This is a genomic window from Catenibacterium sp. RTP21428st1_D7_RTP21428_210409 (genome assembly GCF_040227455.1).
GTDB lineage: Bacteria > Bacillota_I > Bacilli_A > Erysipelotrichales > Coprobacillaceae > Catenibacterium > Catenibacterium mitsuoka_A.
On record NZ_JBEHVX010000031.1, the window covers coordinates 1 to 22,656 of the forward strand.

20 protein-coding genes, 1 tRNA gene and 2 pseudogenes are annotated in these 22,656 nt (G+C 34.2%); 9 read left to right on the plus strand and 14 right to left on the minus strand.

Annotated elements, in window-relative coordinates; genetic code table 11:
* Positions 1-183 precede the first annotated feature (183 nt).
* From ABUA27_RS06155 to ABUA27_RS06170, 4 genes are read right to left on the minus strand one after another with little or no spacing between them, the layout of a single operon-like run.
* Entirely contained in the window at positions 184-582 is a 399-nt protein-coding gene (locus ABUA27_RS06155; protein WP_022425774.1) for a DUF956 family protein, read from the minus strand.
* Positions 583-629: 47 nt separating this feature from the next.
* Positions 630-1,547, minus strand: a complete 918-nt coding sequence (locus tag ABUA27_RS06160) for a PTS system mannose/fructose/sorbose family transporter subunit IID (RefSeq protein ID WP_129981474.1) — start codon at positions 1,545-1,547, stop codon at positions 630-632.
* 20 nt (positions 1,548-1,567) lie between these two features.
* Positions 1,568-2,383 carry a PTS mannose/fructose/sorbose transporter subunit IIC gene (locus tag ABUA27_RS06165; RefSeq protein WP_129981475.1) on the minus strand — a complete coding sequence of 272 codons (816 nt, stop codon included), beginning with the start codon at positions 2,381-2,383 and terminating at the stop codon, positions 1,568-1,570.
* A 15-nt stretch (positions 2,384-2,398) separates the two neighbouring features.
* On the minus strand, positions 2,399-3,385 hold the full coding sequence (locus ABUA27_RS06170; RefSeq protein WP_129981476.1) for a PTS sugar transporter subunit IIB: 987 nt from the start codon (positions 3,383-3,385) through the stop codon (positions 2,399-2,401).
* 393 nt (positions 3,386-3,778) lie between these two features.
* On the opposite strand from ABUA27_RS06170, the gene ABUA27_RS06175 reads away from it, so the two are divergent.
* The 4 genes and pseudogenes from ABUA27_RS06175 to ABUA27_RS06190 all read left to right on the plus strand — a co-directional run.
* Positions 3,779-5,113, plus strand: coding sequence for an MATE family efflux transporter (locus tag ABUA27_RS06175; protein ID WP_349820417.1), 1,335 nt, complete (start codon positions 3,779-3,781; stop codon positions 5,111-5,113).
* Positions 5,110-5,664: a TetR/AcrR family transcriptional regulator gene (locus tag ABUA27_RS06180; protein WP_349820418.1), complete on the plus strand. Its 555-nt coding sequence runs from the start codon at positions 5,110-5,112 to the stop codon at positions 5,662-5,664. The genes ABUA27_RS06175 and ABUA27_RS06180 overlap by 4 nt, the downstream gene beginning before the upstream one ends.
* A gap of 124 nt (positions 5,665-5,788) precedes the next feature.
* Positions 5,789-7,582 carry an oleate hydratase gene (locus ABUA27_RS06185; protein ID WP_129981479.1) on the plus strand — a complete coding sequence of 598 codons (1,794 nt, stop codon included), beginning with the start codon at positions 5,789-5,791 and terminating at the stop codon, positions 7,580-7,582.
* Positions 7,583-8,094: 512 nt separating this feature from the next.
* A pseudogene (locus tag ABUA27_RS06190) lies at positions 8,095-8,289 on the plus strand (transposase); the annotation flags it as partial.
* A 254-nt stretch (positions 8,290-8,543) separates the two neighbouring features.
* Here the strand turns inward: ABUA27_RS06190 and ABUA27_RS06195 are convergent.
* The 6 genes from ABUA27_RS06195 to pckA all read right to left on the minus strand — a co-directional run bounded on the left by ABUA27_RS06195 (position 8,544) and on the right by pckA (position 13,207).
* On the minus strand, positions 8,544-8,984 hold the full coding sequence (locus ABUA27_RS06195) for a hypothetical protein (protein WP_287515738.1): 441 nt from the start codon (positions 8,982-8,984) through the stop codon (positions 8,544-8,546).
* 413 nt (positions 8,985-9,397) lie between these two features.
* Complete coding sequence (locus ABUA27_RS06200) at positions 9,398-10,120, minus strand: Type 1 glutamine amidotransferase-like domain-containing protein (protein WP_129981482.1); 723 nt, start codon at positions 10,118-10,120, stop codon at positions 9,398-9,400.
* Positions 10,121-10,206: 86 nt separating this feature from the next.
* Positions 10,207-10,686: an S-ribosylhomocysteine lyase gene (locus ABUA27_RS06205; RefSeq protein ID WP_006504607.1), complete on the minus strand. Its 480-nt coding sequence runs from the start codon at positions 10,684-10,686 to the stop codon at positions 10,207-10,209.
* Between the two features lie 68 nt (positions 10,687-10,754).
* Positions 10,755-10,931 carry a hypothetical protein gene (locus ABUA27_RS06210; RefSeq protein ID WP_161220298.1) on the minus strand — a complete coding sequence of 59 codons (177 nt, stop codon included), beginning with the start codon at positions 10,929-10,931 and terminating at the stop codon, positions 10,755-10,757.
* 16 nt (positions 10,932-10,947) lie between these two features.
* Positions 10,948-11,583 carry a 3'-5' exonuclease gene (locus ABUA27_RS06215; protein WP_129981483.1) on the minus strand — a complete coding sequence of 212 codons (636 nt, stop codon included), beginning with the start codon at positions 11,581-11,583 and terminating at the stop codon, positions 10,948-10,950.
* Between the two features lie 31 nt (positions 11,584-11,614).
* Positions 11,615-13,207, minus strand: a complete 1,593-nt coding sequence (gene pckA / locus ABUA27_RS06220; protein WP_349820419.1) for a phosphoenolpyruvate carboxykinase (ATP) — start codon at positions 13,205-13,207, stop codon at positions 11,615-11,617.
* Between the two features lie 249 nt (positions 13,208-13,456).
* On the opposite strand from pckA, the gene ABUA27_RS06225 reads away from it, so the two are divergent.
* Together ABUA27_RS06225 and ABUA27_RS12690 are read left to right on the plus strand one after the other, a co-directional pair.
* Positions 13,457-14,239 (plus strand): zinc dependent phospholipase C family protein, encoded by a 783-nt coding sequence (locus ABUA27_RS06225; RefSeq protein ID WP_317374417.1) that lies wholly within the window; start codon positions 13,457-13,459, stop codon positions 14,237-14,239.
* Positions 14,232-15,459: pseudogene (locus tag ABUA27_RS12690) on the plus strand (MFS transporter). The gene ABUA27_RS06225 and the pseudogene ABUA27_RS12690 overlap by 8 nt, the downstream one beginning before the upstream one ends.
* Before the next feature lie 16 nt (positions 15,460-15,475).
* On the opposite strand, the gene ABUA27_RS06240 reads toward ABUA27_RS12690, so the two are convergent.
* Positions 15,476-16,525 carry an AraC family transcriptional regulator gene (locus tag ABUA27_RS06240; RefSeq protein WP_287969344.1) on the minus strand — a complete coding sequence of 350 codons (1,050 nt, stop codon included), beginning with the start codon at positions 16,523-16,525 and terminating at the stop codon, positions 15,476-15,478.
* A 138-nt stretch (positions 16,526-16,663) separates the two neighbouring features.
* Between ABUA27_RS06240 and ABUA27_RS06245 the strand changes: the two genes are divergently transcribed.
* The gene (locus ABUA27_RS06245) at positions 16,664-18,517 is read left to right on the plus strand and encodes a beta-glucoside-specific PTS transporter subunit IIABC (RefSeq protein WP_287846612.1); all 1,854 of its coding nucleotides are present in this window, start codon (positions 16,664-16,666) and stop codon (positions 18,515-18,517) included.
* A 2-nt stretch (positions 18,518-18,519) separates the two neighbouring features.
* The gene (locus ABUA27_RS06250; RefSeq protein ID WP_349820422.1) at positions 18,520-19,932 is read left to right on the plus strand and encodes a DUF1593 domain-containing protein; all 1,413 of its coding nucleotides are present in this window, start codon (positions 18,520-18,522) and stop codon (positions 19,930-19,932) included.
* 36 nt (positions 19,933-19,968) lie between these two features.
* On the opposite strand, the gene ABUA27_RS06255 is transcribed toward ABUA27_RS06250, so the two are convergent.
* From ABUA27_RS06255 to ABUA27_RS06265, 3 genes are all read right to left on the minus strand, one after another.
* Positions 19,969-20,205, minus strand: a complete 237-nt coding sequence (locus ABUA27_RS06255) for a DUF4177 domain-containing protein (RefSeq protein WP_349820423.1) — start codon at positions 20,203-20,205, stop codon at positions 19,969-19,971.
* A gap of 76 nt (positions 20,206-20,281) precedes the next feature.
* Entirely contained in the window at positions 20,282-20,818 is a 537-nt protein-coding gene (locus tag ABUA27_RS06260) for a hypothetical protein (protein WP_349820424.1), read from the minus strand.
* A gap of 92 nt (positions 20,819-20,910) precedes the next feature.
* The gene (locus ABUA27_RS06265) at positions 20,911-22,014 is read right to left on the minus strand and encodes a 5-methyltetrahydropteroyltriglutamate--homocysteine S-methyltransferase (protein WP_349820425.1); all 1,104 of its coding nucleotides are present in this window, start codon (positions 22,012-22,014) and stop codon (positions 20,911-20,913) included.
* Between the two features lie 565 nt (positions 22,015-22,579).
* Here ABUA27_RS06265 and ABUA27_RS06270 point away from each other — a divergent pair.
* Positions 22,580-22,654: transfer RNA gene (locus ABUA27_RS06270), tRNA-Cys, on the plus strand.
* The last annotated feature ends 2 nt before the right edge of the window (positions 22,655-22,656 follow it).

Genomic DNA, 22,656 nt, shown 5'->3' on the forward strand with positions numbered 1-22,656 from the left:
ATAATCTCACCATCCTCTATATAGTGAATTTAGTGCTAAAATCACTACATATAGCAAATTTAGTGGCTAAAAACACTTTAATTATCTAACATGATGAGGTCTATTTCTATCCACTATATTATTTGGCGCTTACCTTCTAACAGACTTTATTCTTAATGGAATACAAAAAAATTGGCCAGGCAATTAAGCCTGACCATTTACTTTATGTCGATAATTGGAGTCAAAAATGTATCTTAATCCTCGTTTAATAATGGTAAAGAACGTAGGGGAACGATACATTTTTTCTTTTGGAAAATGATTTCCAACCACCTGTAATGTTTTCACATTATCACGTGTAGAGAAAGTAAAATGTCCATTGTTTTTAGTGAATATTGCGAAACGTGCAATTTTCTTATTAAAATATACAGAAGCACTGATATAATCAATTTCTTCCCATGGAATCTGAATAAAGTCTTCTTTATTCTTTTCGTTATAGAACTCAAAGGCCTTGTCCCCTACCATGACATCCCCATAGTTAGTTAAACCATTGAGTGAAGTTGCTTTAATTGAAAAATCAACTTTTGTATTTTGTGATTGTGCCATTTTATTTCCTCCTTAAAATTAAGAGGCAGTGAAACTGCCTCTAGTAATTACATAATACCGATAACTCTTGCAACGATACCAACAACGAATAATGCGATGATGATAACGATTGGAGATACCTTTTTCTTTAATAAGTAACAGCATAATAATGTAAGTAATAATGCTGCTAAGCCAGGGATTAACTGGTCTAAGTTCTGCTGTAAAGTAGTAACCTTAACCTGGTTTAATCCATTACCACCAAGTGAGTTATACTGAGATAATGCTTCTTTGATACCTGCAGCACCCTTTGGTAACTTATCCCATTCGATATAAGCACCTTTAGACTGAGTAACCTGAGATACTACTGGAGTAAAGCTGATTGATACCCATCTCTGTACTAATGCACCGATGATGAACATACCAAGGATAGAAGCACCTTCAGTAACTTTACCAAGAAGTCCTCCTGACATATCCTTAGCAATAGAAGTACCTACTTTGTAACCGAATTCCTGTGTATACCATAAGAATGCGATACGTATTAAGTTCCATACTACGAAGAATAATAATGGTCCAACAATGCTTCCTGATAATGCAAGTGAAGCACCTAATGCACCTAAGATTGGTCTTACTGTAAACCAGAATACTGGGTCACCAACACCCGCAAGAGGTCCCATCATACCAACTTTAACACCCTGTACAGTCTGGTCATCTACAGGCATACCATTTGCACGTTCTTCTTCAAGTGCTAATGTAACACCCATAACTGGAGCTGATACATAAGGATGTGTATTATAGAATTCTAGATGACGCTTTAATGCAGCGGCTCTATCTTCTTCAGTCTTATATAATTTCTTGATAGCTGGGATAATTGAATAACACCAACCACCATTCTGCATACGTTCATAGTTCCAAGAACCCTGAAGGAACTGATGACGCCAACATACGTCCATTCTATCTTTTTTAGATAGTGTAATCTTATCTGCCATAATGTTCGTCCTCCTTCAGATTAATAGTCGTTTAAGATGTCACCAAGTGGATCTCCAGATCCTCCAGTGCCACCATTACCTTTACCAGCATTGTCTTTTAATCCAAGATAGATTAAAGCAAGAACTACACCAATAACACCTAATGCGATTAAAGTAAGTTCTGAGATAGCTGCTAAAACGAAACCAAGAGCGAAGAATGGCCAAGTTTCTTTTGTAGCCATCATGTTGATAACCATTGCATAACCTACAGCGGCAACCATACCACCGCCAACAGCCATACCACCAGATAACCAAGCTGGCATAGAATTTAATGCACCTGTTACAACCTTAGCTGGAACGAAGCAAAGGATAACTGCTGGGATCATAATACGAAGACCCTGCATTAAGATTGCAGCAACCTGCCATCTTTCAATAGCCTTGTAGTCACCTTTTTCTGCAGCCCCATCCATGAAGTGAACCATAGGGATTGCAAGAGTACGACAGATCATTGTTAAGAATAAACCTGCAACTGATAATGGTACTGCAACAGCGATAGAAGTATTGATAGCGTTAGTAACGTTTGTACTACCACCCTGTAAACCTAATACCATGATGATTGCTGAAGCAACTGATGCAAGAGCAGCATCTGGTGCAACAGCAGCACCAACGTTTGCCCAACCAAGGGCAATCATCTGTAATGAACCACCAAGGATGATACCTTCCTTTAAGTGTCCAGTAACTAAGCCGATTAACGTACATGCTACTAGAGGCTGATGGAACTGGAATTCATCAAGAATACCTTCCATACCTGCAAGTAAAGCAACAATCGCAATCAGCACAATTGAAATTGCTGACATAAATTATTTCCTCCCTTATTTAGACAATCCTTCTTTAGCTTTGTTAAGAATTGCATTGATGTTATCAGGTGAATCATTTGGTACTTTACGTACATCAAACTTAACACCCTTAGCCATAATCTTTTCAATAGTATCTACATCATCCTGACTCATTGATACGGCTTTAGTACAAACGACTTTACCCTGTGAATGAGCCATAGAACCTAAGTTCAATGTCTTGATGTCAACGCCACCTTCGATTGCACGAAGTGCATCCTGTGGGTTTTCAAATAATACTAATGCTTTTGTGTTACCAAAACGTGGATCCTTAGCAACCTGGATCATCTTATCGATTGGTACTACGTGAGCTTTAACACCTGGAGGTGCTGCCTGAATAATCATTTCTTTTCTAAGATCATCATGAGCCACACCATCAGATACAACGATGATACGGTTTGGCTGAGTTGTCTTAGTCCATGCAGTCGCAACCTGACCATGTAATAAACGTGAGTCAATTCTTGCTAATACATACTTGATGTGACCATCACCAATAACTGTTCCTTCAGGAATAGCGCCCTGAGGTGCTGGTGCAGCAGCTGCTACCTTTTCTTCCTTCTTAGGTTCTAGTGTTTCAGGTTTTGGTTTAACACCATCTCTTGCCACTTCAGTGACATGTGTAGCGATTTCATGAGCTGTTTCCATAGACATACGAGATGCATAAGTTTCAATCAACATTGGTAAATTTAAACCAGTGACAATTGCCCACTTATCTTCATGTCCATTAAGTAAAGCACTTGCCTGATTGAATGGTGTTCCACCCCAAAGGTCTACAAGGAATAATACTTCATCCTGATTTTCAAAACCAGCAATCGCTTCTTCCATCTTTTTGCGAATATCATCTGGTCCTTCGCTAGGCATTAATGTGCAGGCTTTAACGTTAGCCTGATCACCAAAGATCATAGATCCTGACTGGAAAATGCCTTCTGCGAATTTACCATGGCTCGCAAGGATAATTCCTACCATTTTATCTCCTACCTTTCATAATTGTAAGTAAGTAGAGAAAATATACCCAATATGTATATGGACATCTATACATATAACTTATATATTCATCTAATCCCTAACAACTTATAATTCTAGATAAATACAGTTACTCCTCGAAATATATCTCCTATTTACTATGCCCCCATTATATCACTATCATTTTTCATTGCAATAATCCCGATTTAGGAATTATAAATACCATACTTTTACACATAATATACCATATTCATAAAAAAGTTGACATCATATCCCATATATGATAATGTCTATGTACAAAACCTTTTGGTTGTGGATTTTTGTCAGAGAAATCTTATTTTCGCCACACAGCGTTTTTTACGTTGTGTGGCTTTTTGTATGTTTAGGAGGAAAATTATGAATCAAGATTATATGAAAACAAAACCTATACTCCCTTTAGTACTCTCGATGAGCTTACCAATGGTGTTATCAATGCTTGTTAATTCTCTCTACAATATCGTAGATAGTTTCTTTGTAGCGCGTATTAGTGAGAATGCGATGAATGCTTTATCTCTAGTATTCCCTATTCAGAACCTTATTACCGCGATTGCCGTAGGGTTTGGTGTGGGCATGAATGCAGTGATTGCATTCTATCTAGGTACAGAGGATCATAAGAAAGCTGAAGATTCTATGGCACAGGGATTATTACTTTCTGCAATACATGGAATAATCTTAATGATTGTATGTGTTGTGTTTATTCCTAACTTCTTAAAATTCTTTACAAATGATCCTGTTGTATTAAAGGATGGGATATTATATGGACGTATTGCCTTCTCATTCTCTTTTGTGATTCAGGTAGGTATTGCCTTTGAAAAGATCTATCAGTCTTTAGGACGTATGGCTCTCACTATGAAGATTATGATTATAGGATGTGTCACAAATATTATTCTAGATCCTATTTTAATATTTGGTTTAGGTCCTATTCCTGCAATGGGTATTGCAGGAGCTGCGATTGCGACTGGTATTGGTCAGACAGTTCCTTTTATTCTATATCTATATTATTATAAGGTAGATTTACCACTACGTATTCATAAGGAAGCTTTAGATAGTACTCAATATTATAAAAAGTTATATGGTATTGGTATTCCTGCTACTTTAAATATTGCCTTACCTTCTGTTCTTATTTCTGTATTAAATGCGATTCTTATTTCTTATTCAGCTATCTATGTCGTAGTACTAGGTATCTATTATAAGCTTCAGACATTTGTCTTTATGCCATCTAATGGAATTATCCAGGGTATTAGACCACTTGTTGGATATAACTATGGGGCTAAAGAATATAATCGTATTAATAAAATCTATAAGCTCACTCTTGGTTTGAGTTTAATTATTATGATTGCTGGAACACTTCTTTGTTTTGTATTCCCTAAAGAAATCATGGGACTCTTTACCAAGAATAAAGAAACACTTGATGCCGGTGTGATTGCCCTACGTATTATTAGTATTTCCTTTGTCTTCTCTTCACTCTCGCTTACTTCAGGAGGTGTACTAGAAGGGCTAGGTATGGGTATTCCATCACTCATTATTTCTTTATGTCGTTATGTAGTCATTATTCTTCCATGTGCTTATATTCTTTCTTCACTACTTGGACCAACTGGTGTATGGCATGCTTTTTGGATTACAGAAATATTTACTGCACTTATTTCTCTACTTATATATAAGAAGAAAAAGAAGGATTCATTTAACTTATGAGTGAAATCACAAAACATGCATTAGAAGATTCTTTAAAGGTATTACTCTTAAGAAAACCTTTTAATAAGATTACGATTGGTGATCTCACAAAGGAATGTGGTATTAACCGTATGACATTCTATTATCACTTTACTGATATGCATCATTTTCTTTCCTGGATCATCTTGGAGGAAATACATCAATTACTATTAAATACAAATATCTACCCTGAAGGATTTATTTGTCTTCTCTATAAGATGAAAGAAGACAAGATCTATATTATGAATGTATATCATTCATTACACCAAGAAGAGTTTCAAAGCTATTTATCCCCGATGATTCAAGGACTACTTAAAATGAAGATAGAGGAAGAAGCCCAAGACATATCTATCAAAGAGTCAGATAAAGAATTTATTGCTCGTTTCTATTCTTATTGTATTGTTGGATTATTGATAGACTGGTTGAATGATGACATGAGAGAAGATCCTGAAAGATTATTAGATAAGATGGATGAAATCATGCATGGATGTATCAAAAGAGCTCTTAAAAGATTTGAAATTCATCAAAATTAATAGTTTGATTAAAATTTTTACACTTAATTGGTCATGATAAGATATTTATCATGGCTTTTTGTTTGTTTAAATAAAAGTGATAAAATATGATTTATACTAGAGTCATATCAAGGAGGTAACTATTATGTATTATTCATCAGGAACTTACGAAGCATTTGCACACCCAGAAAAACCAGAAGGTGTTGAAAAGAAATCAGCTTATATTATTGGAACAGGTTTGGCAGGTTTAACTGCTGCCTTCTATCTTGTAAGAGATGGACAGATGCCTGGCAATCATATTCATTTATTAGAAAAGCTAGAACTTGCAGGTGGAAGCTGTGATGGTCATAAAGATGTTCATAAAGGCTTCTATATGCGTGGAGGACGTGAAATGGATAACCACTTTGAAATCATGTGGGATGTATTCCGTGATGTACCTTCTATTGAAACACCTAACGTATCTGTATTAGATGAATACTATTGGCTTAATAAGCATGACCCTAACTACTCTTTATGTCGTGCAACAGTCAATAAGGGCGAAGATGCGCATACTGATAAGCTATTTAAATTAGATAAAGATAGCGCAATGGCATTGTCCCAGCTCTTTATTACACCAGAAGTTAATCTAGAAGATAAGAAAATTTCAGATGTATTACCAGAATCATTCTGGGAGACTAATTTCTGGCTATATTGGCAGACTATGTTCGCCTTCCAGAAATGGTCTAGTGCGTTAGAAATGAAGCGTTATTTATGTCGTTATGTGCATCATATTGATGGTTTACCAGACTTCAGTGCTTTAAGATTTACTAAGTATAATCAGTATGAAAGTATGATCTTACCTTTAATTGAATATCTAAAGAAGCATGATGTAGATGTTCAGTTTGGTATGGATGTCAAGAATGTCGTTATTGAGGATGTAGATGGTAAGAAAACAGCTAAAGAACTTATTTATGTAAAAGATAATAAAGAACAGTCTGTTCCTTTAACTGCAGATGATTTAGTCTTTATTACTAATGGATGTTGTACTGATACATCAAGTTATGGTGATCAGACTCATGCACCTGATTTATCTCATATTGTGAATGGTCAGGGTGAATCATGGGATTTGTGGAAGAATATTGCGAAACAAGCTAAACATGACGAATATGGACATCCCGATGTATTCTGTAGTGATACAGAAGCAACTAACTGGATGAGTGCCACTGTAGAAACATCTAATGAAGATATTATTCAGCATATTATGAATATCTGTAAACGTGATCCTCGTGCTGGTAAAGTGACTACTGGTGGTATAGTGACTGTTAAGGATAGTGTAAATAATTGGTTCCTATCTTGGACTATTAACCGTCAGCCACAGTTTAGATCTCAGAATAAAGATACAGTACTTGTATGGCTCTATGCTCTTCATACTGATACAGAAGGTAACTATATCAAGAAAGCTATGAGAGATTGTACAGGTGAAGAAATCTGTCAGGAATGGCTTTACCATATTGGTATGGATGAAAGCAAGATCAAAGACTATTCAGAAAATGCATGTAATACAACAACATGCTTCATGCCTTATATCAATGCCTTCTTCCAGCCTAGAAAGAATGTAGACCGTCCTAAAGTTGTACCAGAAGGTGCAGTGAACTTCGCATTTATTGGACAGTTCGCAGAAACACCAAGAGATACTATCTTTACGACTGAATATTCTATGCGTACAGGTATGGAAAGTGTCTATACATTACTGAATGTCGATCGTGGTGTACCTGAAGTATGGGGTTCTCAATATGATATCAGAGAATTATTAAGAGCCGCTTATTATGCAGTAGATAAGAAGAAGATTAGTGAGTTACCATTAAACTTCAAGGAAAAGATGCTTTTAAAGACTGTATTAAAGAATGTAAAAGGTACAGATCTAGAACTCTTATTAAGAGAGACAGGACTTATAGATTAGGGTCTATAACAGGTGAACAACTCATTACAGTTTCATAAAAAGCAAAGAGCGGACCGACGTCCGCTCTTTTGTGGTATATTTAGTTTGCAATGATACACCAACAAGATTATAAGGTATATCAGACATATGCACTACTAGATTTTCATATTTCTTTTGAATTTCTAAAGTGAAAAGTTAAATTCCACTTTAATGAATGCATAAAGTGTAGTTTATAGCATGGACATCCATTCCAATTATTATTACTATAATCATAGGTAACTCTCCTTATTTGTTTGCGGTAATCCCACAATACTATGAATTTTTTGTTTCTACTCAAAATATAATGGTAAATCCACGATTGAACAATTAAGGAGAGTTACTTTTTTTGTTTTCTCGTCATTTTATATTATCTAATAAATCGTCACTGTGATGGTTGTCCCTCCAGAATTGGAAGATACATAAACGACTGCAAGGAACTTAATGAATTTCATAAGGAAGCAAGAAAAAATATTACATGAGAAAGAGGTAAAAAACTCGTGTACAAGAGAGATAACAAAGCAAAAGAAACATTCGGTGATTTCAAAGAGAGTTACGGTCATGACAGACTCTACAGAAGAGGACATGACAATGTTCAGGTGGAGATGGATCTTGTTGCAATGGGGCATAATATCAGGAAATACCACAAACTAAAGATGAAACAAAAACGAAGAGATCAAGAAGATGTTTAGATTATTTATCAGATGATTTGAATACCCACAAAACACAGGTATGCCATAAATACATTTTTAATGGAACCCTTTTAAACAGACAATAGAAAGAACAAACAAAGATCCAAAATACTGTTTCCTGCAGATTATGGGTATTCAAATCAGATGATATTTTTTAAAGAAATAGAAAGGTTCTTTTTAAGTGCGTCTAAAATATGAAAAAGAGCTGTAACGCCCAAGGTAGTAGTAAATACTACCTATTTGTTACAGCCCTTTTAAAAAGGATAGAATGGATTGGGACTTTCTGGATCATTATAAATAGCACAGTCCGTCTGCCATACCTCCATAGAATCTTTGATCAAAGAACATAAGTCATGATAACCCGCTTTATCTATCTCTCCATGAGCTAACATAGATTTATAAAATTTCTTTATACTTGCCGCAGTTGACTTAATATTACCAGGCGTAGACCATAAACATTTACGGATATAGAAGTCTCCTAAATAATCATCAAGCATATTAAGCCCTTCTTCCATAGGATAAGCATCCCTATATAGTAAAAATTCATTAATATAGAATTCTACATTGGAAAGATGACGGCTAATAGTTTTATCTTTTAAACCTGATTGAATAAGATCGTCTTTAAAAAGATCTAAAAGAAGATAGTTTCTTTCTTTGATTTTTTTGCATTCTTCAAGATATTGATCGTAGTCCATAATACAGCTTCCTCTCTTCATGATATAAATATCATACAATATTTATATTCACGTTACAATTTAAAAATTTGAATACCCATAAACCACAGGTATGCTATAAAAAACGTTTTTAATCAGATCCTTTTAACACGCCGTGAGCAATAATTCCCCCACATTATAGGAGGTGGGATGAATTGCGGTAAACACAGTGTTTTATTTTGCTCTTAAGAGATACAGGTTTAATAAACTAACAAGCTAGTTATCCAGCTTGTTTTTTTATATGGTGCTATACAAAAAAGACGTTTCGCATTGAAACGTCCTTCTTGTATACAATTATGTTTTAAGGGGAGAGTTAAAAACAATTTTCTTTTGCTCTTGTGTATTAAGATATTTTTTAAGGGAGTTTCTTAATACATTTATAATATAACCCCTCTTTATGAATCCAATGTGAACATACAATCTTTTTCTTGTATAAGTGATTGTTTTCCTTTTTCTATTTTATAAGATAGTCCATGAATCACTTCTTTGCCTTCATGAATATGGATAAAGCTTCCATCTACTAACACAATAAATGTTCTTTTGGCACTATCAGGATAGGCAATATCTTTGAATATATGTACACCATCTAAACAATCATCATGTATTTCATTATAGTGCGGAATGATCATTGTTTGAGTGAGTTCTAACCCCGGAAGATATCTTTGATACTTCTTATCCAAATATTCTCCTGGGAGTTCAGGCATGGCGTATACAGTCTTTGCACAGTTCATAGAACCTGCACTGACGCCTACTATCACACCTTCATACTCCTTCAAATACTTCTTTAAGTGAATTTCTCTAAAGAACTTGTTTTGAGTAGGCACATGTCCTCCTCCAAGTATGATAAGATCTGATTCTTTCACTAGTTCTTCTGTCTTCTCTTTGTTTCGATCATCCAGAATAGTAAATGTATCCACTAAGAAATGACTATTCATCAAGGCTTTCTTTTGGTAGTTTCCCCATTCATCATTATGTGGCGTATCAATTGGATCAGATGGTATATAAAGACAACGAATATGACGAGGAAGAACATCAAAAAGAAGAGAACGGAAACCATTCTCTTCATTAATATATTGACCATTTAATGTTAAGTTTGAGCTTGTCAGAAATAAATGCATAATAATACCTCTCTTTACTAGTATACATACAAGTAAGTAATTAATCAATATATGTACGTACAGGCAAAAAGACTTCCATGGAAGTCTTAGTCTGGATATACTAAATGTTCTTCTGTAATATTTTTAAGAGTGTTATCTAAAAATCTTTTCGCAACAATCTTAGTAAGAGGTAAGTTCATATCTAAATAGTTACCACAATCTCTTGCCGCAGCACCTGGAACATCACCTTCAAATTCAGCCATGAAAGTAAACATTTCAGTCACTAATCCTACAACATCCTTAGATTCTAAATCTCCTGCAAGAATCATATAGAATCCTGTACGACATCCCATAGGCCCAAAGTAAATAACTTTTTCAGCCCATTCCTTATGATTTCTTAAGAAAGTGGCACCTAAATGTTCCATTGTATGGATTTCAGCTGTATTAATAACAGGTTCTCTGTTAGGTGCTGTCATACGTATATCAAAAGTAGTAATGACTTCTTCTCCTACCTTATCTTTTCTAGATACATAAATACCTGGTAATAAAGTTAAATGATTCACTGTAAAGCTTGCGATTTTGTTCATGTTAGTTCTTTTCCTTTCTATCTCCAATTAGTTCATATAACAATTATATACAATATTAACAGTTGAAGTCACTTTTTCAAGCCTTTTAATCTCAATATATCAATTCTCTTATCACGTGCAATTCTTGCTTCAGAAATACTCATTGTAGGTTGTCCACTTAATCTTTCTTCTTCCACTTCCAATACACTTCTACGCAAATCTAATAATTGTTTATTTCTTTCTAATTCATCTTCTTCAACAAACATCTTATGATCATCCTTTCTATTTCTTATTCTTTCTTTTCTTACGATAATTCTCTATTGTCCCAAAGTTATTGAAGATATCTTCCATCATCATTTCATATACAATATGCGTAATTTCACAATCATTCACTGCACGATGTGCATGAGAATAATCAATATGATAATGATCTGCAAGATCCTTGAGTCTATAGCGTTTCAAATCTTCATGTAAAAGTTTTCTTGCAATCTTCAATGTATCAATATAATCATTTTGAAAAAGGACTCCATAATCTCTTAGAAGTGCATCATAGATGAAACGAATATCAAAACGGACATTATGACCTATGATCATATCATCCCCTATGAACTTAATATACTCTTTAAGGACATCTTTTTCCCCTCTTGCATCATGTAACATACGATTAGAAATGCCTGTGAGATTCTCGATAAAATCACTTATATAGATAGTTTTATCCTTATCTAGTAAGTCTACAGGTAATTGATCTCTTAACGGGTTAATGAGTTCACTAAAGCGTGCCACCTCTTTGTGATTGACATACTTAATAGCTGCAACTTCTATCAGTCTTTCTGTTTCAGGACTAAGTCCTGTAGTCTCTACATCTACTACAATATAAGTATCAGGATATTCTATTTTACTTTTCCCTATTTCTCTCATAAAACCTCCAAAAAAGCCACATAAGTGGCTTTTATTTCTTAGGATGTGGTCCTGCTTTTCTAATATTTTCTGGCATATGTGGATACTTAGTATTGAAGTTTGCTTCAAACATCATAGCAAGTTCATTAGCCATATCTTCATATGCTTCCTTATTAGCCCATGTATCCTTAGGGTTTAATACATATTCTGGGACTCCAGGACATGATTGAGGGACATGAAGATTAAAACGTGAATCATAATAATAGATGACATTATCTAATGATCCATTGACTGCTGCAGTGACCATAGCACGTGTATATGATAGTTTCATACGTGAACCAATACCATAAGGTCCACCATTCCATCCAGTATTTACTAAATAAACCTTAGTACCATAGGCTTCTAGACGTGAACCAAGTAACTGTGCATAAATACTTGGCTCTAGAGGCATGAATGGTTCTCCAAATAGTGTAGAGAATGTAGGCTGTGGTTCGCTGATGCCTCTTTCTGTACCTGCAACTTTAGATGTAAATCCAGTAACGAATTGATACATTGCAGCATCATGATCAAGTCTAGAAATTGGTGGTAATACACCAAAGGCATCTGCAGTTAAGAAAATAACGACTTTAGGTACTCCACCTACTCCTGGAATCTGGGCATTTTGAATATATTCAATAGGATAACCGACACGTGTATTTTCTGTAAGTGTACTATCATCATAATCTGGCTGTCTGGTCTTTGCATCTACAACTACGTTTTCTAGTTCTGAACCAAAACGAATAGCACGATAGATGTCTGGTTCTCCTGTAGGAGATAAGTTAATTGTCTTTGCATAACATCCACCTTCAAAGTTGAAAATTCCTTCTTCACTCCATCCATGTTCATCATCCCCAATCAACATTCTATTAGGGTCTGTAGAAAGTGTTGTTTTACCTGTACCTGATAAGCCAAAGAAGATAGCTGTTTCTCCAGTATCTGGATCCATGTTTGCTGAACAATGCATAGGGAGAATGTTTTCCTGTAAAGGCATGCAATAGTTCATGATTGTGAAGACTGATTTCTTGATTTCTCCTGAGTATTGTGAACCTACAATAATAACTGTACGTTCTGTAAAGTTAATAATAATAGCTGCTTCTGAGTTAGTATGATCTACTTCAGAAACGCAATGGAACCCTGGAGCAACAAGGATAGTATAATCAGTCAGACCAAAATTATCTAATTCTTCTTTTGTAGGCCTAATCAATAATTGATGGATAAATAGGTTCTGACATGCGAGTTCATTGATGACAGTGAATTTACGACGGTATTTCTTATCAGCTCCAGCAAAGCCTTTAAATACGAATAATTCTTTGTCACTCATATAGTTAAGTACTTTTTCTTTTAATGCATTGTAGTTTTCTACACTCATGGCTACATTGACATCACCCCAGGCAATCTGTTCATGTACCTCTGGTGTATCTACAATAAATTTATCATGTGGTGAACGACCAGTATATTTTCCTGTTTTTACAACTAATGCACCCTGGTCAGTTAATAATCCTTCTTTACGCTTTAAAGCGTATTCTACTAATTTAGCAGGACATAAATTATAATGTGCTTTTCCTGTATAGTTTTTAATTCCTGCATATTCGAGTGTCTTTTCCATAAAGTAACCCCTTTCGTTTTGTCTGTATAACACATTATAGCATAAAATTATCTTTTTAACATACTCTATTTCCTAACAGTTATTGTGATTTGCGTAAATTTTGTATTTATTTTTTTGAAATGGTTGAAATATTCACCAAAAATAAGTGTTTACGGTATAATGAAGATACACAATCTTAACAGAAACGTAATCTATTTTTGATTTATGTTAAGAAATACTAGCTTATAATAGGTTTCAGGAGGTTTTTTTATGCCAGCAGGTTATACACATTATGTTTTTGGTGAACAGGTTTTAAGTCAGCTTGATGAAAACATCAAGAAAAGGATCATGCCCTACATTGATTTATATCATATAGGGATTCATGGTCCAGATATTCTTTTTTATTATGATGTCTATAAGAAGAATCCTGTAAAATCATTAGGGTTTGGAATGCATCAGCTTCCTGCCACAGATTTCTTTAAACATGCAAAAGAACTCATTAGACAGGATGCCACAGATGCAACACTCGCTTATACTATTGGATTTATTACTCACTTTACATTAGATAGTTCTTTACATCCTGAAATTGGTGTATTAGAGAATACTTTATCTATGACCCACAGCTTACTAGAATCTGAATTAGATAGAGAATTACTTGTAAGAGTTAGAAAAGATCCTTTGACTGCCAATTTAACAACTCATATTCATCCTGATTATACCAATGCACAGGTGATTGCACCATTCTTTGATTTAAAAGCAGAAGAAGTAGATAAAGCATTACATGATCTACTATTTATCTTAAAGTGGCTTGTTGCTCCTAGCAAATTGAAGAGAAACTTTGTCTTAGGTGTAATGAAGTTAGGTGGTATGTATGAAGAATATAAAGGATTACTTATTAACTATGAAAAAGATGAACATGCTGCCAATGATATCAATCATTTAATAGAAATGAAGGATGAAGCAGTACCTTTAGCCGTATCACTCATTAATGAGTATGTTGACCATCTTGATGATGATTACTTAAACGAAAGGTTTAATAGAAACTATGAATAAACTAACTAAACTAGAAAAATACTGGATCTTGTACGATGTCGGTAATAGTGCCTTTATCCTACTTGTTGCTACTATAGTTCCGATTTACTTTAACTATCTTGCGTCTCTCGCAAAGATCAGTGAAGTCAACTATTTAGCTTATTGGGGATATGCATCTTCTCTCACAACTCTTATTGTCGCTATTATTGGACCAGTGCTTGGTTCTATTGTCGATACAAAAGGCTATAAGAAACCAATCTTTACTATTAGTATGATCATAGGTGTAATGGGCTTAGCCTGTTTTTCAGTTCCTAAGTCTTGGATTATATTCTTAGCTGTATTCGTTATTGCGAAGATTGGTTATAATGCAAGTCTGATTTTCTATGATTCCATGCTTCTAGATATTACAAATGACAAGCGTATGGACTATGTTTCATCTCAAGGATATGCATGGGGTTATATTGGAAGCTGTGTGCCTTTTGTAGTCAGCTTATTGTTTGTCTTATTCTATGAAAAGATGGATATTCCATTTAACGGTGCTATGACAATCGCCTTCTTAATCAATGCATTATGGTGGCTGGGTATGACATTACCACTCTTAAAGAACTATAAACAGGTAAATTTCGTAGAGAAACAGGAACATCCTATTCGTGATAGTTTTAAACGTTTAAGACATACTCTTTCTTTCTTTAAATGAAGATAAGAAAGTATTCTTCTATTTGATTTCTTTCTTCTTCTACATCGATGGTGTTTATACAATCATTGAAATGGCCACTGCCTATGGCAGTGCCCTTGGACTTAATACCAACGGTTTACTGATTGCTTTATTAGTGACTCAGATTGTTGCTTTCCCATTTGCGCTCATCTTTGGGCGTTTATCTAAAAAATACCCAACAGATAAACTTATTAAAGTATGTATTATTGCCTATACTGGTATTGCCTTATTTGCAATTCAGTTAGATAAGCAATGGGAATTCTGGATCTTAGCTACTTTTGTAGGTATGTTCCAGGGCGCTATCCAGGCATTATCTCGTTCTTATTTTGCGAAGATTATTCCACCTAAGAAATCAGGTGAATACTTTGGTTTATTTGATATCTGTGGTAAAGGTGCATCCTTTATGGGTACAACTCTTGTAGGACTTATTTCACAACTTACAGGACGTATGAACTATGGCGTAGCAGTTATTTCAGTGATGTTTGTGATTGGATTCTACTTCTTCCAGAAAGCGGCAAAATTATAAGAGGCATCCGCCTCTTTTATTTTGCCTGGAATTGTTTTCTATAGTCTGCAGGAAAACCACCAAAATAAGCATTAAACTTCTTATAGAAGTAGTTTAAATTAGAAAAACCACTCTCCTGTGCAATAAGATAAATAGGTTTATCAGTATTGATAAGTTCCTTTCCTACTGCTTCCATACGATAATAGTTTACTAACTTCTTAAAGGTATAGCCTGTTGCTTTTTGAATGGCACGTGAGAGATAATCAGGATTATAGCCGAACTTCTCTGCTGTTTCCATAAGAGTACAATCCTGATAATGTTGTTCTATGTATTGAATGATTTCTGTCATGTAGCTCTTATTATTTTCTTTAAATTGTTGTTCCATATTCATCTGATATCTTTGTGCCATTTTTATAAACAGAAGAGAAAAATAGGAATCAAGAATAGAGATTGCAAACAAAGAAGGATCTAAATACTCGCATAAAATCATTTCTATAAGCTGCACTACATAATCATGATCATCTTCTCTATTATTAAAAATAATATAATCATTGTGCTGTGCTTTTTGATCTATAATATTTGTCAGGAAAGTCACAATCGGGTTTACCGAAGAAAATTTACTAATAAATGAGTCACTAAAATAAGAGCGATCCATTTGAAAGTTGAAGATAATATCATTTTCTGTAGGCATTAAGACTGTATGCTTTGAATTAACATCTAAAAGAATCATATCCCCTGCATGAAGTATCACTTCTTTATCATTAACAATTGCATAACAATGTCCAGAATAGACATATTTCATTTCTACATAGCTTCTTGTATGTAGTGGCACAAATGAATATCTTGTCTGTTTTGAACAATAAATCGGAAAAGCAAGAACTTCATCTGTAATTATCTGCCCATCATAAAATAAAGTATGTTTTTCTTTTGTGGTTTGATATCTATCAATTGTGAATTGAACTATTTTTTCATCGTCTTTATTAATATGCTTTTCAATGTAGTCATCTGAATGATTCGGGTGACTTTTATAATATTGTTCTTTTTTGGTTAGTGGAGTAATCCTACTTCTTAATTCTTCTATTTTCATTATTATCACCTATTCTAACTATAACATCGGTTTTTGACAGTATGCAAGTGTGTTTATGATATTTTAATCGCTTTCATAAAACATTATGATAAGCATGTAAGTTAACTTAACAAATATCAATTTTGGAGGAAAATACAAATGGCAAAGGATTATACTTCTTTAGCTAAAAAGATTGTAGAAAATGTCGGTGGAGAAAATAATGTGATCTCACTTGTACATTGTGCAACAAGATTAAGATTTAAGCTTATTGATGAAAACAAAGTTAATATGGATGTTTTAAAACAGACTGAAGGTGTTATTACTGTAATGAAAGCAGGAGGACAGGTTCAGGTTGTTATTGGAAATAAGGTAGATACTGTCTATGATGCAGTACTTAGCTGTACAAATATTAATGCTGGTAACAGCGAAGAAATGGAAGACACAGGAAACAAAAACCTTCTTAATACTCTATTAGAGACAATTTCTGGTATCTTCTCACCAATGCTTGGTGTTATGTGTGGTGCCGGTATGTTGAAGGCATTACTTATTCTATGCACTACATTGAATATACTAACTGCTGATATGGGAACATACAAAATTCTTTATGCAGCTGCAGATAGTGTATTTAATTTTATGCCAATTATCTTAGGTTATACAGCTGCAAAGAAGTTTAAATGTAATCCATTTATTGCGATGTCTATTGCAATGTCACTTCTTTATCCAACTATGACTGACGCATACTCAGAAGGTACGAAATTGACATTCCTTACAATACCAGTAACTCTTGTAAGCTATGCTTCTTCTGTCATGCCAATCATTATTTCTGTATATGTTCAAAGCAAATTAGAAAAGCTATTAAAGAAGATTATTCCAGAAGTATGTAAGTTATTCTTAACACCATTATTAGAACTTTCCATTATGGTACCAGCTACATTCTTAGTTATCGGTCCATTCATGGATAAGTTTGGTAAATTACTTGCATCAGGGTATACAGCTATTATGGGTTTCAACCCTATTATTGCTGGAGGATTTGTTGGCTTGATCTGGCCTGCAGCCGTTATCTTTGGACTTCATTGGGGCTTTGTACCTATCGTTATGAATAATATCGCCACTTATGGTAGAGACACATTATTCGTTATTACTGGACCTAATAACATGGCTCAGGCTGGTGCAGCACTTGGCGTATTCTTAAAAACTAAAGATAAGAAATTAAAAGAATTATCAGGTTCTGCGGCATTCTCTGCAGTTCTTGCAGGTATTACTGAACCTGCCATTTATGGTGTTACACTACCTTACAAGAGACCATTTGCGATTGCTGCTGTATTTTCATCTATTGCCGGTATGATTGTCGCTGCTGCTGGTACTAGCTGCCCTACTTTACTTGGTACTTCTATTTTAAGTCTTCCTGGCTATATTGGTCCTGGTTTTGTAGGTTTTGTGATTGCTTGTGCGATTGCTTATTTCGGTTCAGCTATTTGTACTTATTTATTTGGTTTTAATGATTCTATGCTTCCACAAAACAAAGTTGAAACAAAAGAAGAAACTACTTTAAAAGATGAAACAATCAGTTCTCCTGCTACTGGTGAGATGATTGCCTTAGAAGATGTGAATGATCCTATCTTTTCTTCAAAAGCGATGGGTGAAGGTGTTGCTTTTAAATTAACCGATGGTCATATCTACTCTCCTGTTGATGGTGAAGTCATTATGGCTGCCAAGACTGGCCATGCAGTTGGATTAAAGTCTAATAACGGCGCTGAAATACTTATTCATATTGGTATGGATACTGTTAATATGAATGGTGAAGGATTTAATGTCTTAGTTAAAGAAGGACAGAAAGTGAGTGTTGGTGATTTACTTGTTGAAGCTGATCTAGAAGCTATCGAGAAAGCTGGTTATGATAATGTAACTCCTGTCATTATTACTAATACTACTGAATACAAAGAAATTGTTCCTGCATCTTATGGTGCTAAGACTGCAAAAGAAGAAATCATTGAAGTAAGAGCTGGTAAATAATTATGTTAAACCTTATTAGAACAATCATCACTCAGGATGCTGAAGTAGATGATCAGAACTCATTAAGACATATTCTCCTTTATGCCAATGATATAGAAATACAGGGTATCGTACAGACATCATCCATCTTTCATTGGAAAGGACAACCAGGAAAGACTGGACCAAGCGATAAGGCTGATTATGATCAGCCTTATCGCTGGACTGGTGTAAAATGGATGCAGGACGTAATGGATGATTATGCTGTAGACTATAAACATCTTGTGACTCATGATGGCAACTACCCTTTTCCTGATCATTTAAGGAATCTTATTAAAGTCGGAAATATTGGATATCCAGGAGAAATGGATGCTTCTACACCAGGCTCAGAATTAATTAGAGAAAAAATATTAGATGATGATCCTAGACCACTTTATATTCAAGTTTGGGGTGGTACTAATACAATTGCTCGTGCTCTTTATGATATTGAGCAAGATTATAAAGATGATGAGAACTGGTTATCAATCAAAGAAAAAATAGAAAAGAAAGTTATTTTAACTGCCTGTGGTGAACAGGATAATACGTATCAGAACTATATTTCAGAAGTTTATCCAAACATTCAGTTTGTGAAATGTGTGATGATGAACAGTTATGGATACGGGTGGAATAATATGCCTGAAGGAAGCAGTAAAGAGACTCTTAGAGCTGATTTCATGCAAGAACATATTCTTAATAAAGGTGCCTTAATGAGTGGTTACGCTACCTGGGCTGATGATAAGTATTATGAAGGTGAAGAAAATAGATCACAATTCGGTTCAAACAAGAGTCTTCTTGTTGACTGGTGGGGAAAGAAATATGGTATGGGTACACATATTCCTTATGATTTCTTATCTGAAGGTGATTCCCCTACTTTCTTCTGTTTACTGCCATGGGGGTTAAGATGTCTTGAAGATTTCTCATATGGAGGATTATCTGGAAGATATATAAAAGATAATACTAAGAAGAATTCTAAGGGAATTACTTTAAATTACTGGAGTCCTGTAGAAGACCTCTATATTGATAAATACACAGAATCTATGTGGTATTATGTTTCTTCTATTCAAAGAGATCTTGCAGCAAGAGCTTCTTGGTGTATCACCGATGATAAAGAAGAAGCGCCTGTACTATCTATCCAGGAATCTCTTGACATGAAAGCTGATAAAGGTACAACTGTAGAGCTTCATATAAATAAAGAAGAACATGTACTCTATAAAATAAAGTATTATAAAGATGCTTCTAGTTATAAAGGAAATGTTTCTGTTAGTTTAGATGATTCTATCAAGATTGAAATTCCTGATGATGCAAAAACAAATGATATCCTTCATATCATTATAGAAGCAACTAACGATTATAAGCACAAGATTTCACGATTCACACAAATTATTATCAAAATCAATTAAAAAGTGAGCTGTAACAATAGCGTTATAGCTCATTTTTTAGTATATTCTTTCAAATACCATTGTTGCCTGAATCTTATCTCCTCCAAGAAATCCTTTTGATCCAGAAGATGAAGTAGAAATAGTATGTAACTTATATCCTTTTTCAGCCTGTAGATTCGTCAAACTCTTTGTACCAGAGCCTGTACCTAGAAACTTTTCAGTAAGTACCACCTGCAATACAACATACTTATCTCTATTATCATGTGAAGCTTTACCTGCAACATCATCCCACATAAGAATACCTCCCTTCTATATTTCTATTATAGTAGAAATGATTCTTAGATGCGTTGAGTAAGCCTTTGACAGCGCCTTATTTAAGGTACTTATTTGATATTTCTATATTTTGTGACTTTAATAGATTCAATAAATGATCATAATTATCCGATAAAGCATCTATCTTAATCAATTTCTTTCCCATCTTATCATACAAGATCATTGCATCCTTCTTATCAATGATTACTTGTCCAATATCAGTGATACACAATACCTTCTTAACATGAAATATTCTATGTATCTCTAACTGAGAATCATCTACTTGTACACCCCATATAGATGCCCAGGCCACACCATATAAACCAATAGCCCCAAAGATAGAAGAAACATACAGATGTCCCATTTCTACTGTTTCATTACCTTTCAGATAAAAATAACTAAATACAAGAAACATAATCAATCCTAGAATGAACTGTGACATACAGGCATACTTCAACACTGCTGGTGCTTTGACTCTATAATGTGTAGTACTTATGTCCTCATCAATTGTTTTACTAGATAAATGAGATATCACTTCACCGATAACACCTAGCACAATCGCAATAACTATATATCTAATTATAGTTTCTATCATATCTGTTCACCTCTTATACATAAATTATATTGTATCAATTAATATACTACAAGACACAAAAGAATCCCCTAGGATCTCCTAGAGGATTCTTTTTAACCCCAGACTTCTTCTGCGATTTCTTTTACAAGTTTTAATTTAGCCCATTGTTCTTCTTCTGTTAGTTTATTACCAATCTCACATGATGCAAAACCACATTGTGGGCTCAAAGATAAACGTTCAAGAGGAATATACTTGCTTGCTTCCTTAATTCTCTGAATCACTTTTTCTTTATCTTCTAATTCTGGACGTTTAGTAGTGATTAATCCTAAGACAACATTCTTATCTCCAGACACTTTTACAAGAGGCTTGAAACCTCCTGAACGTGCATCATCATATTCTAAATAGTATGCATTCACATTTTCCTCACCAAATAATAAATCAGCCACACTATCATAAGCACCTGAACTAAAGAAAGTAGAATGATAATTACCACGACATACATGTGTATTAATTTCTAAATCCTTTGGACTTGCTACAACAACTTCATTGTTAAGTTCTAATAATCTCTTTTTATAATCTTCTAATGCAGCACCAGTACGTCCTGTTAGTCCGCATGCAAGCTGCGGATTAACCATACCACCCCATACACAATCATCAAACTGTAGTACACGACATCCTGCATCATAAATTTCATAAATAAACTCAACATAAGCTTTAACTACATCTTTTGCGAAAGCCTCTTCACTTTCATAAATACTTAATGTATTTCTAAGTAGCTGTGCTCCCGTAAAGTAAGCATAGAACTGCCCTGGTGAAGGAATAGTCTGTTTAGCAACTGTATTTTCATCTTCAAACTGTTTCACAAATTTGAAATGATCTACGAAAGGATGATGATCACAACTGATTTTTCCTGTGACATAAGTATCATCAATCATTGCTGCTTCACCATCAAATGTCGTATTACCTTCTATTGTCTTTTTGTGTTCTACACCATTAAATCCCCACATAAAGTCTAAATGCCATGTAGAACGTCTAAATTCACCATCAGTGATCGTATGATAACCTAATTCTTTAATCTTAGTAATAAGTTCTGTAATACATTCATCTTCTACCTTTTCTAATTCTTCTGCATTAATTGTATTATTTTCAAAATCTCTTCTTGCCTTCTTAAGTCTTTCAGGTCTTAAGAAACTACCTACATAGTCATATCTATTCATTTTAAATGTCTCCTTTTTGCGTGAGTTCATTGTATCAGAGATATTCTGCGAGTAGAAATACTTATAAATGTGAGTTCTTTATAGATTGAGACTATGGATACGATACATCAGCAATGTACTCGTATTCAAAAATAGAAAACATATTATAAGTGTTATAATACCTTTAACCCCTAAGGTATGCATAGAACTTATAAGAGGCAATATTCTTACACATGAATAAGCAATACTAAATTCTATTAATATACATGTAGATTGTTTTCTAAATATATACTGTAATATGATCAAAACAATCATTATTGGTAATGAAGTTTTAATAACAGATAAAATTATTTCTTTATACATAGTAATCACTCCCTGTTTTCTATTATGACTACTAATTTTAAGAGAATTATGTGATTTATAACAGAAATGTAAATTATATTGATTATTCCATCACAAAACCGATTATCAGGTTTTCTCATAGAGAAAATGAATTATATTTTATGCGCTTTTTTAAACTTTTTTCTTAAAAACCCTTGCAATTATCTAAAATCCATAGTATATTATACGAGCGCCATGAAGCAATGGTTCCATAGCCAAGTTGGTAAGGCAGAAGACTGCAACTCTTCGACCATCGGTTCAAGTCCGGTTGGAACCTCCATA